Here is a 14699-nt window from a genome sequence, read left to right on the forward strand (position 1 = left end):
GGGGCTCATTTTTCCGGAGTGCGCGGACCGGCCACAGGCCCTTCAGCGTTCTTCGGCGGTCCGCTTTCGCTGCGAATTTGTGCATGACTGAGCAGGGCAAAGATGAAGCTGCCACCAATGATGTTCCCCGCCAGCGTAGGACCTGCAAACACCAGCCAGAAGTCCGCCCACGACAATTGGCCCGCGAACACCAGGTAGGAGACCTCAGCCGAACCGACCACGATGTGGGTGAAGTCCCCCAGTGCCATCAGGTAAGTGATGAGAATGATGATCCACATCTTGGCGCTTTCCATGGAAGGGATCATCCAGACCATCGTGGCGATCATCCAGCCCGAGACGATGCCCTTGGCGAACATCTTGCTGGCGTCGTTCTCCATGACCTTGCGCCCGATATCGAGAAAGGCCAGGTCGGTCCGGGTGTCGAAAATCGGCAGGTGCAACATCACGTAGGCCACCAGCAAGGTCCCACACAGATTGCCAAACAAGACCACCGTCCACAGCCGCAACAGTCGACCGAAATTGTTCAACGTGGGTTTGGTCATGACCGGCAGCACGGCGGTCAGGGTGTTTTCCGTGAACAACTGCTGGCGGGCGAGGATCACCGCCAGGAACCCGGCGCAGTAGCCAAAACTGGCGATCACTTTGAAGGCTTCGCCCTCCGGCAGTCGCGAGTTCAGCAGCCCCATGGCCATCAGCGACAGGCCCATGGTCAAGCCGGCGGCCAAGGCAGACCACCAGAGCGCGGCGACACTGCGCTCCAGCTCCTGGTCCCCCTGGGTGCGGATGATTTCATGCAGCACCGCCGCGCGCGGTGGCTGGTTTTTGTCGACGTCGTGCTGTTCCTGCGCCGAAAGGTTCGGGGTCTTGCCGTCTTTTTCAGTGTTCATGGAGTCCGCAACCTGTGGCGTGTCGTTTAAGTACGACACGCGCGGTGCGGCATACGTTCTGTGGTTTATTCGACGCCGGCGCCATCCTGGAACTGGTCCTTGACGTATTTGATCTCGGTCCGCCCGTGCGCGGCCGGCAGGCCGTCCTCGCCGAGGTTCACAAAGACCATCTTCTCCACCGTGAGGATGCTCTTGCGAGTGATCTTGTTGCGCACTTCGCAGGTGAGGGTGATCGAGGTACGACCGAATTCGGTGGCGGTGATGCCCAGTTCGATGATGTCGCCCTGGCGCGAGGCGCTGACAAAGTTGATCTCGGAAATGTACTTGGTGACCACGCGCTGGTTACCCAACTGGACGATGGCGTAGATCGCCGCTTCTTCGTCGATCCAGCGCAACAGGCTGCCGCCGAACAGCGTGCCGTTGGGGTTGAGGTCTTCAGGTTTTACCCATTTGCGGGTGTGGAAATTCATATTCGCTCCTGAGGGTCTTGCCGATGGATATCGCCCATCATGGCAGAGCCCGGCGCACAGCTCTACGCCGCATCGACTATGGTCTCGATCAAGATAATCAACCAGCCGACAGAAACCCTTTGGCAGATCCGCCCGGCCCGCTATAATCGCCTCCGTTTCAAAACGGTCATCTTCGACAGTTACCGTTTTCCCGCCACCCGTCCGAGGGGCGCTGCAGCAGGCTAGACCTGTCAGGCTCGGATGGGGCGTTGCCTGGCCAGATTGGGCCGGACACTAAACGCACAACGGCGCCCATTCGCATACATTACGAATGGAGGCTCTTCATGAGCGCTGTCAACACGCCTGCAGATTTCACCGACTACAAAGTCGCCGACATGTCCCTGGCTGCCTGGGGCCGTCGCGAAACCATCATCGCCGAGTCGGAAATGCCGGCCCTGATGGGTCTGCGTCGCAAGTACTCCGAAGAGCAACCGCTCAAGGGTGCGAAGATCCTCGGCTGCATCCACATGACCATTCAGACTGCCGTGCTGATCGAAACCCTGGTTGCCCTGGGTGCCGAAGTACGCTGGTCGTCCTGCAACATTTTCTCGACTCAAGACCAGGCTGCTGCGTCCATCGCCGCTGCTGGCATCCCGGTGTTTGCCTGGAAAGGTGAAACCGAGCAGGAGTACGAGTGGTGCCTGGAGCAAACCATCCTCAAAGATGGCGCGCCTTGGGATGCCAACATGATCCTCGACGACGGCGGCGACCTGACCGAGCTGCTGCACAAGAAATACCCGCAGGTACTGGATCGCGTCCACGGCGTGACCGAAGAAACCACCACCGGCGTACACCGCCTGCTGGACATGCTGGCCAAGGGCGAGCTGAAGATCCCGGCGATCAACGTCAACGACTCGGTAACCAAGTCCAAGAACGACAACAAGTACGGCTGCCGTCACAGCCTGAACGATGCGATCAAGCGTGGTACCGACCACCTGCTGTCCGGCAAGCAAGCACTGGTCATCGGCTACGGTGACGTGGGCAAGGGTTCGGCCCAGTCCCTGCGTCAGGAAGGCATGATCGTTAAAGTGTCCGAAGTTGACCCAATCTGCGCCATGCAAGCCTGCATGGACGGTTTCGAACTGGTTTCGCCATTCATCGACGGCATCAACACCGGCACCGAAGCCAGCATCGACAAAGCCCTGCTGGGCAAGATCGACCTGATCGTGACCACCACCGGTAACGTCAACGTCTGCGACGCCAACATGCTCAAGGCCCTGAAAAAGCGCGCCGTGGTCTGCAACATCGGTCACTTCGACAACGAAATCGACACTGCTTTCATGCGCAAGAACTGGGCATGGGAAGAAGTGAAGCCACAGGTACACAAGATCCACCGTACCGGCGCTGGCGATTTCGACCCGCAGAACGATGACTACCTGATCCTGCTGGCCGAAGGCCGACTGGTGAACCTGGGCAACGCCACCGGTCACCCAAGCCGCATCATGGACGGTTCGTTCGCTAACCAGGTGCTGGCGCAGATCTTCCTGTTCGAACAGAAGTACGCCGACCTGTCGCCAGCCCAGAAAGCCGAGCGCCTGACCGTTGAAGTACTGCCAAAGAAACTCGACGAAGAAGTGGCCCTGGAAATGGTCCGCGGTTTCGGCGGCGTCGTGACTCAACTGACCAAGACCCAGGCCGACTACATCGGCGTGACCGTCGAAGGTCCGTTCAAGCCGCACGCTTACCGCTACTGATGCTTGGCTGACAACACGGTGTGCCCGGCGCACCGTGTTGTCTGGTTCGCTGGCAAGCCAGCCCCTACAGGTTCCACGTCACATTGGTAGGAGCTGGCTTGCCAGCGAAGGCGTTGTGACGGACACACCGTTTGGCTTTCGAGTTTCCAAGGATATGACCATGTCCCAAGATCGTCGCTACAGCTTCGAGTTCTTCCCTACCAAGACCGACGCTGGGCATGAAAAGCTGCTCGCCACTGCTCGTCAGCTGGCTACCTACAACCCTGACTTCTTCTCCTGCACCTACGGCGCAGGCGGCTCAACCCGGGATCGCACGATCAACACCGTGTTGCAGCTGGAAAGTGAAGTGAAGGTGCCCGCCGCCCCGCACCTGTCGTGCGTCGGCGACAGCAAGGCCGACCTTCGCGGTCTGCTGAGTCAATACAAGGCCGCCGGGATTACCCGTATCGTTGCCCTGCGCGGTGACCTGCCTTCGGGTATGGGCATGGCCAGCGGTGAACTGCGCCACGCCAATGACCTGGTTGAATTCATCCGTGAAGAAACCGGCGATCATTTCCACATCGAAGTTGCCGCCTACCCGGAAATGCACCCGCAAGCGCGCAATTTCGAGGACGATCTCAACAACTTCGTGCGCAAGTCCAACGCCGGCGCCGACAGTGCGATCACCCAGTATTTCTTCAACGCCGACAGCTATTTCTACTTCGTCGAGCGTGTGCGGGCACTGGGCGTAAACATCCCGATCGTGCCGGGCATCATGCCGATTACCAACTACAGCAAGCTGGCGCGCTTCTCTGATGCCTGCGGTGCGGAAATCCCGCGCTGGATCCGCAAGCAACTGGAAGCCTATGGCGACGACACCTCGAGCATTCAGGGTTTCGGCGAGCAGGTGATCACAGAGATGTGTGAACGTTTGTTGCAAGGCGGTGCACCAGGGCTGCATTTCTATACCCTGAACCAGGCTGAACCAAGCCTCGCTGTCTGGAACAACCTGAAACTACCGCGCTGACGGTAGTGTCAGAACAAAGGCCCTGGTGATCCCAGGGCCTTTTTTTTGCTAATCAACCGGAAAACCGCCGTAGATGTCGATTACACGCCAAGCACCGACTCCCCAACTGATTTATCTGGTCTATGGAGCGTGCACCTACCACCAGGAAGCTATCTTCAGCATCGCCAGCGCCCTCGCCGGTTTGCGCAAGACGCCGGGGCAAGCGCTCGACATACAGGTCTTTACCGATAAGCCCGAACACTACCGCGACTTGCCGGTACGCGTTCGTGAGTTCGATGAAAGTACCCGGCAACGCTGGATCGCGCCGCACGGCTACCACTTCCGCGCCAAACACGCGGTCATGCAGCAGGTCATGAAAGAGTCCGAGCTCGCACTGCTGATCGACACCGACACCTTTTTCCACAGCTCGCCCCTGGAACTGTTCCGCCGCATCGAGCCGGGCACTCTGTTGTGCAACACCCTGGGCACGACCTACGGCGCCAACAAGCAGACCCTGCTCTACCGGACGCTGGCTGAGGTCCTGCAACAGCGGCAATTGGCCGATGACCAAACGCCGATGCTCAATTCCGGGGTGATTGGCCTGTACCAGCAGGACGCGGACATCCTCGACCGTTCACTGGCACTGATGGACGAGCTGTATCCCCTGGCCCAAGGCGCCTACACCCTGGAAGAATTCTGCCTGTCTCTGGCGTCTTATCGCACGCTCCAGGTCCGCCAATGCCCGGACCTGATCCATCACTACTGGAGCCGCAAAGAACTGTTTCGCGCCAAGATCAACGCCTGGCTGGAGAAGCACCGGGCCGATCCAACCAGCCCCCTGGCTCAGGATGAAACCGCCCTCGTCACCGCGACCCTGCCACGACCGCCGACCCTGCAACGCATGGCCTACAAAATCGTGACCCTGGCCCTGCCTCGCGAACAACGCCAGTTCATGCGCGAAATCCTCTACGGTTGCTACCGCCATCCCAATCCGTTCGATCAGGCATGCACGCCCGTCTGGTGGGAAAAGGCCCATGCCAATGTGGAAAAACGCCTGAAACGGCCACTCAAAGGCGATCAACTCGAGCGCTGGTTCAACCATCCGATCAATCGACTGGTGCTTGGCAAGCGGCGAAGAGCCATCTACCTACACCTAATGCAGGCAAACGGCGACTAAGCCTCGGGCTAGACGGCCTCTAGCTATTACCCTGCCACTCGTCGTAATCTCCGGTAATGCCCGTCATTGCCCAATTCCTGACAGCCGTGCTTCTTGTCTGCCTGAGCTTCACTGCTCGGGCGGAAAAACTGCGGATTGTCACCGAGCCCTGGGCGCCTTACGTGTACGAGGAGAATGGGCAGGCGCGCGGGCTGGACTACGAAGCCACGGCCATTGTCTTTCAGCGCCTGGGAATAGAAGTGCAATGGCAATTCCTGCCTTGGAAACGTTGCCTGGCCATGCTCGACCAAGGGCTGGCCGACGGCGTGCTGGACATTTTCCACAGCGACGAGCGCGACGCGACCCTGCTCTATCCCAGCGAACCCCTGTCACAGGTCGAGTTCGTGATGTTCTACGCCAACGCCCGCCCCCACCCATTCAAGACCCTCGAAGACCTGCGCGGCCTGACCATCGGCACTTCGCCCGGCTACCTGTACAGTGAGGATTTTCGCCAATCCACACTGTTCACCCGCGAGCCAGCCCCCACCCATGAAGCCAATTTCGGCAAGCTGGCGCTGGGGCGCATTGATCTGCTGATCACTGACCGCCGGGTCGGTCAGACCCTGCTCGACAGTTTGAAACTGCGTGGGCAGATCAGTGAAAGTCCGACGGTCATCAGTCAGCAAAGCCAGTTTCTCGCCGTGCGGCGCAATGCTGGCATGGACTTGCTGGTGCAACGTTTCGGCGCCGAACTCAAGCGTTTCAAGCGTGAGCCGGCGTATGCCGAGCTCAGCGCGCGGTATGGGGCGGCACCTGATCGGAACATCACACTCGCCACCCCCACCGTGAGCGAAGATAAAACCGTTGAGCAGCAGGAACGCAGCGCACAGTGATTGCTCTGTTATACTCCGGCCTTCCCGCCAGGCTTACGCCCGGACGCTCGGTACCGCACACCGCCCCTCGAGATCGCTACAGCGCAGCTTTTCAGCCCGCGCGAGCACTCGAAGATGAGCCAGCGGCACCCAGCAGGACCGGACGCGATTGCGCTTCTCTTTAATGCCATTCGCGCCAGGCAAGACTATCCCATTGGGCCAAGCCCTAACTAAAAACAGGATTACTCATGTCCTTTGCTTCCCTCGGTCTCTCCGAGGCTTTAGTCGGTGCCATCGAAGCCGCCGGCTACACCCAGCCTACTCCGGTGCAACAGCGGGCCATCCCCGCCGTGTTGCAAGGTCGCGACTTGATGGTTGCGGCACAGACAGGCACTGGCAAAACCGGCGGCTTCGCCCTGCCGATCCTCGAACGCCTGTTCCCCAACGGTCACCCGGACAAGTCCCAACGTCACGGCCCACGCCAGCCGCGTGTACTGGTCCTGACCCCGACCCGCGAACTGGCCGCTCAGGTGCATGACAGCTTCAAGCTGTACGCCCGCGACCTGAAGTTCGTCAGTGCCTGCATTTTCGGCGGCGTTGGCATGAACCCGCAGGTTCAGGCCATGGCCCGCGGTGTCGACGTACTGGTTGCCTGCCCGGGTCGCTTGCTCGACCTGGCCGGCCAAGGCAGCGTCGACCTGTCCCACGTGGAAATCCTCGTGCTCGACGAAGCGGACCGCATGCTCGACATGGGTTTTGTCCATGACGTGAAAAAGGTCCTCGCCCGTCTGCCGGCCAAGCGCCAGAACCTGCTGTTCTCGGCGACGTTCTCCAAGGACATCACCGACCTGGCCGGCAAGCTGCTGCACAACCCGGAACGCATCGAAGTCACGCCGCCGAACACCACGGTCGAGCGCATCGAGCAACGCGTGTTCCGCCTGCCGGCGAGCCACAAGCGTTCGCTGCTGGCGCACCTGATCACCGCGGGCGCCTGGGAACAGGTGCTGGTGTTCACCCGCACCAAGCACGGCGCCAACCGCCTGGCCGAGTACCTCGACAAGCACGGCCTGAGCGCTGTGGCGATCCACGGCAACAAGAGCCAGAACGCCCGCACCAAAGCCCTGGCCGACTTCAAGGCCGGTAGCGTGCGGATCCTCGTGGCTACCGACATCGCGGCGCGCGGCCTGGACATTGACCAGTTGCCACACGTGGTCAACTTCGAGTTGCCGAACGTCGACGAAGACTACGTACACCGCATCGGCCGTACCGGTCGTGCTGGTCGTTCGGGCGAGGCGATCTCGCTGGTCGCGCCTGACGAAGAAAAACTGCTGAAGAGCATCGAGCGCATGACCAAGCAGAAGATCGCCGATGGCGATCTGATGGGTTTTGATGCCAGCAGCGTTGAAGCCGAGAAGCCGGAAGTTCGCGAGCGCCCGGATGTGCGCAACCCGCGCAATGCCCGTGGCCCACGTGGTGACGGTCCGAACGGCGGTGGCGGTGGCGGCGGCCGCAAAGACAAAGGCAAGGACAAGGGCAAGGAAAAACCGGCTGCCGGCCGTGGCGAGCGCCAGGCGCAAAAGCCTCGTGAAGGCACCCCGGCCCGCGAACAACAGCGCCCTGCTCCACGCGCTGCAGCGCCTGACCGCGCTCCAGACGAATTCCTCGACGACGATGTCGATAACTTCGGTAACCGCGTCGATTACGTGCCCCAGCAGAAACCGGCCCAGGGCCGTGGCCGTCGTCCAGGCGCTCCGGCACAAGGCGCTGGCGCTGGCGCGGGTGGCGGTGCACGTACCGGTCAGTCGCAAGGTCGCCAGAGCAATCCACGCAACAGCAGCGGCGGCGCCTCCACCGGCACCCCGGCGGCCAAGCGCAACGGCCCACGCAGCGGCGCAGCGCGCGATGGCCAGGGCGGTCGTCGCGAAGACTCGCGCAACCGTCGTCCAGCCCGTGACGATCAATCGCGCCAGGAACCGGCCGTGCAAAACCCGCGCGGCGGCCCGGCACCGAAGATCATCCACAAGGAGTCGAAGTCTGACCGCTTCCCGACACCTGAGCAGCTCGATCAACTGCCAAGCCGTCCACGTGGCGAAAAACCAGCGCTGCTGACCCGCAACCGCTGATTTTCAACGCGCCATAAAAAATGCCCCGCATCCAAGGATGCGGGGCATTTTTGTTTGCGTGGCGAAAATTACTTCGCTTTCACGCCTTCAAACGAAACGTACAGTTCAACGGCGTCAGACTTTGGACCCAGATCTTTCTGCTTGCCGAAATCGGAGCGTTTGATGCTGGTGGTGCCTTCGAAGCCGGCACGGTAGCCGCCCCATGGATCCTTGCCTTCACCCACGAACGTGGCCTTGACCACGACCGGCTTGGTCACGCCTGCGATGGTCAGGTCGCCAGTCACGTCAGCGGTGTTGGCACCGGTGGACTTGACGCTGGTGGAAACAAAGGTCGCCTTGCCGAACTTGCTCGCATTCAGGAAGTCAGCGCTGGCGATGTGCTTGTCACGCTCGGCGTGGTTGGTGAAGACGCTGGCGGTGTTCACGTTGAACTCGATCTTGCTGTCTTCCGGCTTGGCAGCGTCGAAGCTGAACTTGCCGTCGATATCCTTGAAGGTACCGGTGATGTAGCTGTAGCCCAGGTGGCTGATTTTGAAGTCGACGAAGGCGTGCTGGCCTTCTTTGTCGACCACATAGTCAGCCGCCATCACGTTCGCCGACAACAGCGCCGAACCGATTGCCAGAGCGGCGAGAGTTTTTTTCAACATGCTTTCTATTCCTTGGAGTCGAGGTTGAATTTCAGGCTTTGCGACCCAGCATTCGCGTCAGGGTCACATCACGGTCGATAAAGTGGTGCTTCAACGCTGCCAATGCATGGAGGCCGGAGAAAATCACCAGCGCCCAAGCCAGATAAAGGTGTATGACACCTGCCACATCTGCCTGGTCCGGTAGCCCGGAAATCAGAGCAGGTACTTCGAACAAGCCAAACACCGGAATCCCGACACCGTCTGCGGTGGAAATCAGGTAACCGGCAATCATTACAGCGAACAAACCGATATAGAGAAAACCGTGACCCAGCTTGGCGCCGATGCGCGTCAAGCGGTCGTAACTGGTCAGCGTCGGCGGCGGTGGACTGATAAAACGCCAGACCACCCGCAACAGCATTACCGCGAACAACACCAAACCGATGCTTTTATGCAGGTCCGGCGCATCTTTGCGCCAGGTGCTGTAGTAATCCAGCCCGACCATCCACAAGCCCAAGGCGAAAAGACCGACCACTGCCAGCGCGACGCCCCAATGCATGAAAATACTGACCCAGCCGTAGCGAGATGTAGAGTTACGTAGCTGCATTGCCCAAATCCTGTAAGAACTGCGATCAAGATTATCGAGTTATCTATCGAATTAAAGCGGAAAATTTCGCTATGAAATATCGATAAATACGATCAAGAGTCTGAAGTCGATTGGTTAAGGAAAGATTAACCCCGAATCAGACTAGTCCTCCATACAGCCGCCCGCGTGCCCCGAAACGCGGATTTCTCGTCAGTTCAGACGGCTGAAAAAACACAATGGGTTGTCCGCTCCCCTTTCATTGCATAGGCTTGCGCGACCGTTTGCCCGCGAAACCAGCGCGCCGTCTCGAGGAGTATGAACATGGGCTTGAATAATCAGTGGATGCAGCGCGATCTTGCGGTGCTGTGGCATCCCTGCACCCAGATGAAAGACCACGAACAACTGCCGCTGATCCCGATCAAGCGTGGCGAAGGGGTCTGGCTCGAAGACTTTGAGGGCAAACGCTACCTCGACGCGGTCAGCTCCTGGTGGGTCAATGTGTTCGGTCACACCAATCCGCGGATCAACCAGCGCATCAAGGATCAGGTCGATCAACTGGAGCACGTAATCCTCGCCGGCTTCAGTCATCAGCCGGTGATCGAATTGTCCGAGCGCCTGGTGAAGATCACTCCCGAAGGCCTGACCCGGTGCTTCTACGCCGATAACGGCTCGTCGTGCATCGAAGTCGCGCTGAAAATGAGCTTTCACTACTGGCTCAACCGCGGCCAGCCGAACAAGAAGCGCTTCGTCACCCTGACCAACAGCTACCACGGCGAGACCATGGCCGCGATGTCGGTCGGCGACGTGCCCTTGTTCACCGAAACCTACAAAGCGTTGCTGCTGGACACCATCAAAGTGCCGAGCCCAGACTGCTACCTGCGTCCTGACGGCATGAGCTGGGAAGAGCACTCGCGCAACATGTTCGCGGCCATGGAGCAGACCCTCGCGCAGAACCATGGCAGCGTCGCGGCCGTAATCGTCGAGCCACTGATCCAGGGCGCCGGCGGCATGCGCATGTACCACCCGGTGTACCTCAAGCTGCTGCGCGAAGCCTGTGACCGCTACGGTGTGCACCTGATCCACGATGAGATTGCCGTGGGTTTCGGTCGTACCGGGACGATGTTTGCCTGTGAGCAGGCCGGCATCCGTCCGGACTTCCTCTGCCTGTCCAAAGCCCTGACTGGCGGCTATCTGCCACTGGCGGCCTGCATCACCACCGAGGAGGTGTACAGCGCCTTCTACGATGATTACCCGACCTTGCGTGCCTTCCTCCATTCCCACAGCTACACCGGCAACCCGCTGGCCTGTGCGGCGGCCTTGGCGACTCTGGATATCTTCGAGCAGGACAATGTCATCGAGAACAATCAGGCACTGGCCCGGCGCATGGCCTCCTCCACCGCTCATTTGGCGGATCACCCGAACGTCTCGGAAGTGCGCCAGACCGGCATGGTGCTGGCCATCGAGATGGTTAAGGACAAGGCCAGCAAAGAGGCCTATCCCTGGCAGGAGCGTCGCGGACTAAAGGTGTTCCAGCACGCTCTGGAGCGCGGTGCGCTGTTGCGTCCGCTGGGCAGCGTGGTGTATTTCCTGCCGCCTTACGTGATCACCCCGGAGCAGATCGACTTCCTCGCCGAAGTGGCCAGCGAAGGCATCGATATCGCTACCCGTGATTCGATCAGCGTGGCGGTGCCGAAGGATTTCCACCCGGGGTTTCGTGATCCGGGTTGAGGGTTGGCTATGAATGTTCCTGGGGGGATTGCCCATGTGGAATTTCCCCTGTGGGGACTGCCTCCTGTGGGAGCGAGCCTGGACGTACGCGGCACCCTTGGACTTTTCGCGAGCAAGCTCGCTCCTACACACAGATCACCAGCATCATTAACAGAGAACCCGAATGAGACTGTCCCGCTTCTTCATCGACGCCCCGCTGAGCCTCGGCGAACACGAATTGCCGGAGGCGCAGGCGCATTACATCAGCCGGGTGCTGCGCATGGCGCCGGGCGATGCCGTGCAGGTGTTCGACGGCTCAGGCCAGGAATTTCGCGGCAGCCTGGCAGAGGTCGGCAAGAAACACGTGCGCGTAGCGCTGACTGAAAGCTTCGCCGGGCAAGTCGAATCGCCGCTGCACATTCACCTCGGCCAGGGCTTGTCCCGGGGCGAGCGCATGGATTGGGCGATTCAGAAGGCCACCGAACTGGGCGTGAACGAAATCACCCCGATTTTCAGTGATCGTTGTGAGGTACGACTCAAGGACGAACGCGCCGACAAGCGCCTGCAGCACTGGCGCCAGGTGGCGATCAGCGCCTGCGAACAATGCGGGCGTTCGACGGTGCCGGTGATTCATCCGCCGTTGCTGCTGGCGGACTGGATCAAGCAGACCCAGGCCGAACTCAAGCTGGTGCTGCACCCGGTGGCAGAGCCTATGGTCAGCCACGCCAAACCGGCGACCCTGGCGTTCCTGATCGGCCCGGAAGGCGGCTTGAACGACAACGAAGTCGAACAGGCCCAAGCCGCCGGCTACCACGCTGCCCGCCTCGGCCCACGGGTGCTGCGCACCGAGACCGCGCCAGTGGTGGCGCTGGCGGTGGCGCAGCAACTGTGGGGCGATTTCTAAAGCGTTACTGCACCGGGTCGCTGGTGGGTTTGGCGATGATTGCCTTGAGTTCGCTGGTCATCGGGAACTCGAGGTTCAAACCCTTCGGCGGAATCGGCTGCTCGAACCAGCGCTGGTAGATGCCGTTGATTTCCCCCGAGCTGTAGAGATCCCCCAGGGCCCCGTTGACCAGCGCGAGGAACTGCGGATCGTCCTTGCGCACCATGCAGCTGTAGATTTCCCGCGATTGCTCCTCACCCACCACCACCCACTTGTGCGGATCGCGAGCCTTGGCACGCTCGCCGTAGAGCAGCGCGTCGTCCATGTAGAACGCCGCCGCACGGCCCGATTGCAACATCTGGAAGGCTTCGCCGTGGTCCTTGGCGCTGATCACGAACATGTCCAGCTTGTTGTCCAGGTTGTAGCTTTTCAGGTAGCGCTCATTGGTGGTGCCGGCGGTGGTCACCACGTTCTTGCCGCGCAGATCAGCGAAACCCTTGATGCCACTGTCGTTGGCGGTGAGCAACTGGCCTTTGACATAGATAAAGCCGTAGGAAAACGCTACCTGCTTCTGCCGCTCGGCCGTAACGCCGGTCGACCCGCACTCCAGGTCGACGGTGCCGTTCTGCACCAGCGGGATGCGGGTCTGCGAGGTCACCAGGTTGTATTTGACCTTGAGCGGCCCGGACGCCAGTTTCTGCTCGATGCGCTCGACGATCTTGCCAGCCAGGTCCACCGAATAACCCATGGGCTGCCCGGTGTGATCACCAACGTAGGAAAACGGCACCGACGCGTCGCGATAACCCAGGGTAATGCCCTTGGCGTCGGCGATTTTGCTCAATGTCGGCCCCAGCGGGGCTTCGTTGGCCTGGACGTTTGCGGCCAGCAACAGGCCCAGGGTGCAGCCGAGCAACGTGATTTTTTGCATTGTTATTCTCCGTTGTGGGGTTCGATGGCTTAGCGTCGCGCCGCGATGACGGTGATTTCCACCAGCACCTGCGGACGTGCGAGTTGTGCCTGCAGGGTGGTGCGGCTCGGTGCCTGGCCGGGTGACAACCAGGCCGACCAGACGTCGTTCATCGCGGCGAAATCGGCCTCGATGTCCTTCAGGTAAATGGTCGCGCTGAGCAAATGGTCCTTGTCACTGCCGGCCTCGGCCAGCAGGGCGTCGATTTTTTCCAGCACCTCGCGGGTCTGCCCGGCAGCGTCGGTGGCGTCACCCGGGACCTGGCCAGAGAGGAACACCAGCTCGCCATAGGTCACGGCGGCGGACAACCGTGGGTTGCTGTGGATACGCGTAAGGGTCATCGGAAGGTCCTTCTAAGTGATTGGAATTCAGGCTGCACGGGGAGTAAAACCCTGCAAGTCGATGGACGGCCGGCGCTGGCCGATCAGTTCGCTGAGCACCTGGGCACTGCCACAGGCCAGGGTGAAACCCAGCGCGCCATGGCCGAGGTTCAGCCACAGGTTGCGATAAGCGGTGGCGCCCAACAGCGGCACGCCACTGGGAGTCGCCGGGCGCATACCAGCCCATTCGACGGCCGCATCATAATCGCCGGCCTGGGCAAAAGTGTCGCGGGCCTGGCGTTTGATCAAGGCCAGCCGCTTGGGGTCCAGCGCGGCGTCGAAGCCGACGATGTCGACCATCGCCGCCACCCGCAACTGCTCGCCGATCCGCGCGTAGACGATCTTGCGGTTGTAGTCGGTGATACTCAGTTCGGGCGCGCGGTGTTCAGGGCCGATCGGCACCGTCAGGCTGTAACCCTTGAGCGGATACAGCGGCAGGTCCAGGCCGGGCAAGGCCAGCAGCGGGCTGCGATGGCCGGCGGCAATCACCAGTTGCTCGACCGGCAGCACCTCGTCGCCCAGCTCAATTGCGTTCACCGCGCCCTGGTTGTGGTGAATCGCGGTCACGGCCTGGCCCAGGCGGAACTCGCAGCGGCCGGAGGCCCGCAGCCGTGCGGCCAATTGTTGACAAAAAGCGTGGCAGTCGCCGACTTCTTCATCCGGGGTGTAGATGGCGCCAACAAAGGGCGCATCGGCCAGCGCCGGCTCGAGTTGCGCGCACTCGGCAGCCGACAGCACCTGCTGCTGTTGCGGATCGGCGAGCCCGGCGCGGGCATGGTCGAAGCTGGCGGTTTCGCGGAAGGTCACCAGCTTGCCGTTGCGCCGCCAATTGAAATCCCCCAGCGCATCGTCTTCGCGCCAGTGTTTCAGGGTCGACTGACTGAACAGCGCCAGGCGCAACAAATGGGCGGCGTTGGCACGGTTCACCGAAGACCGGCAAGCCCCCAGGAACGAGGCCATCCAGCGCCACTGCGCCGGGTCGAACCGCGGCCGCAGCTTGAGCGGTGAGTCGCCTCGCAGCATCCAGCCAATCGCCTGCAACGGCACGCCGGCATCGGCCAGCGGCGCGACATAGCGGTAGGACAGCTGGCCACCGTTGGCGAAACTGGTTTCGCTGCCCAGCGAATCACGGGCCTCGACCACGGTCACCTCGGCGCCGTCGCGCACCAGCGCGTAAGCCGTTGCCAGGCCGATAACGCCGCCGCCAATGATGCATACACGCTGAGCCATGTCAGTCCTTAAGCGTTGATGAGACATGGCCCGAGGTTAGAGCCAGGTGACAGGCGCCGAACAATGAATAAAGATGGTCAACCCATAAACAAAGGTT

General features: G+C 60.9%; 14 protein-coding genes and 1 riboswitch. Of the genes, 7 read left to right on the forward strand and 7 right to left on the reverse strand.

Annotation, left to right across the window (positions count from 1 at the left end):
* Positions 1-5: 5 nt before the first annotated feature.
* Complete coding sequence (locus KW062_RS27365; RefSeq protein WP_105753710.1) at positions 6-887, reverse strand: formate/nitrite transporter family protein; 882 nt, start codon at positions 885-887, stop codon at positions 6-8.
* A 65-nt stretch (positions 888-952) separates the two neighbouring features.
* Complete coding sequence (locus KW062_RS27370; RefSeq protein WP_027617039.1) at positions 953-1357, reverse strand: acyl-CoA thioesterase; 405 nt, start codon at positions 1355-1357, stop codon at positions 953-955.
* Positions 1358-1554: 197 nt separating this feature from the next.
* Positions 1555-1657, forward strand: a riboswitch (S-adenosyl-L-homocysteine riboswitch).
* Positions 1658-1680: 23 nt separating this feature from the next.
* Here KW062_RS27370 and ahcY point away from each other — a divergent pair.
* The 5 genes from ahcY to KW062_RS27395 all read left to right on the forward strand — a co-directional run bounded on the left by ahcY (position 1681) and on the right by KW062_RS27395 (position 8226).
* Complete coding sequence (gene ahcY / locus KW062_RS27375; RefSeq protein WP_027617037.1) at positions 1681-3090, forward strand: adenosylhomocysteinase; 1410 nt, start codon at positions 1681-1683, stop codon at positions 3088-3090.
* A 160-nt stretch (positions 3091-3250) separates the two neighbouring features.
* Entirely contained in the window at positions 3251-4096 is an 846-nt protein-coding gene (metF, locus tag KW062_RS27380) for a methylenetetrahydrofolate reductase [NAD(P)H] (RefSeq protein ID WP_105753709.1), read from the forward strand.
* Between the two features lie 73 nt (positions 4097-4169).
* Positions 4170-5252: a hypothetical protein gene (locus KW062_RS27385; protein ID WP_027617035.1), complete on the forward strand. Its 1083-nt coding sequence runs from the start codon at positions 4170-4172 to the stop codon at positions 5250-5252.
* A gap of 56 nt (positions 5253-5308) precedes the next feature.
* Positions 5309-6124, forward strand: coding sequence for a substrate-binding periplasmic protein (locus KW062_RS27390; protein ID WP_027617034.1), 816 nt, complete (start codon positions 5309-5311; stop codon positions 6122-6124).
* A gap of 227 nt (positions 6125-6351) precedes the next feature.
* The gene (locus KW062_RS27395; protein ID WP_027617033.1) at positions 6352-8226 is read left to right on the forward strand and encodes a DEAD/DEAH box helicase; all 1875 of its coding nucleotides are present in this window, start codon (positions 6352-6354) and stop codon (positions 8224-8226) included.
* 68 nt (positions 8227-8294) lie between these two features.
* Here the strand turns inward: KW062_RS27395 and KW062_RS27400 are convergent, their stop codons facing one another.
* Positions 8295-8873 carry a YceI family protein gene (locus tag KW062_RS27400; RefSeq protein ID WP_105753708.1) on the reverse strand — a complete coding sequence of 193 codons (579 nt, stop codon included), beginning with the start codon at positions 8871-8873 and terminating at the stop codon, positions 8295-8297.
* A gap of 31 nt (positions 8874-8904) precedes the next feature.
* A complete protein-coding gene (locus tag KW062_RS27405; RefSeq protein ID WP_027617031.1) occupies positions 8905-9456 on the reverse strand; it encodes a cytochrome b in 552 nt (183 codons plus the stop codon).
* Between the two features lie 300 nt (positions 9457-9756).
* On the opposite strand from KW062_RS27405, the gene KW062_RS27410 reads away from it, so the two are divergent.
* Both KW062_RS27410 and KW062_RS27415 read left to right on the forward strand, forming a co-directional pair.
* On the forward strand, positions 9757-11163 hold the full coding sequence (locus tag KW062_RS27410) for an adenosylmethionine--8-amino-7-oxononanoate transaminase (RefSeq protein ID WP_105753707.1): 1407 nt from the start codon (positions 9757-9759) through the stop codon (positions 11161-11163).
* Positions 11164-11326: 163 nt separating this feature from the next.
* Positions 11327-12046 carry a 16S rRNA (uracil(1498)-N(3))-methyltransferase gene (locus KW062_RS27415; RefSeq protein ID WP_027617029.1) on the forward strand — a complete coding sequence of 240 codons (720 nt, stop codon included), beginning with the start codon at positions 11327-11329 and terminating at the stop codon, positions 12044-12046.
* 4 nt (positions 12047-12050) lie between these two features.
* On the opposite strand, the gene KW062_RS27420 is transcribed toward KW062_RS27415, so the two are convergent.
* From KW062_RS27420 to KW062_RS27430, 3 genes are read right to left on the reverse strand one after another with little or no spacing between them, the layout of a single operon-like run.
* Positions 12051-12953, reverse strand: coding sequence for a transporter substrate-binding domain-containing protein (locus tag KW062_RS27420; RefSeq protein ID WP_027617028.1), 903 nt, complete (start codon positions 12951-12953; stop codon positions 12051-12053).
* A 29-nt stretch (positions 12954-12982) separates the two neighbouring features.
* A complete protein-coding gene (locus tag KW062_RS27425) occupies positions 12983-13333 on the reverse strand; it encodes a RidA family protein (protein WP_027617027.1) in 351 nt (116 codons plus the stop codon).
* Between the two features lie 27 nt (positions 13334-13360).
* On the reverse strand, positions 13361-14602 hold the full coding sequence (locus KW062_RS27430) for a D-amino acid dehydrogenase (RefSeq protein ID WP_027617026.1): 1242 nt from the start codon (positions 14600-14602) through the stop codon (positions 13361-13363).
* Between the last annotated feature and the right edge of the window lie 97 nt (positions 14603-14699).

Origin of the sequence: Pseudomonas fluorescens (assembly GCF_019212185.1) — a bacterium.
Taxonomy (GTDB): Bacteria; Pseudomonadota; Gammaproteobacteria; order Pseudomonadales; family Pseudomonadaceae; genus Aquipseudomonas.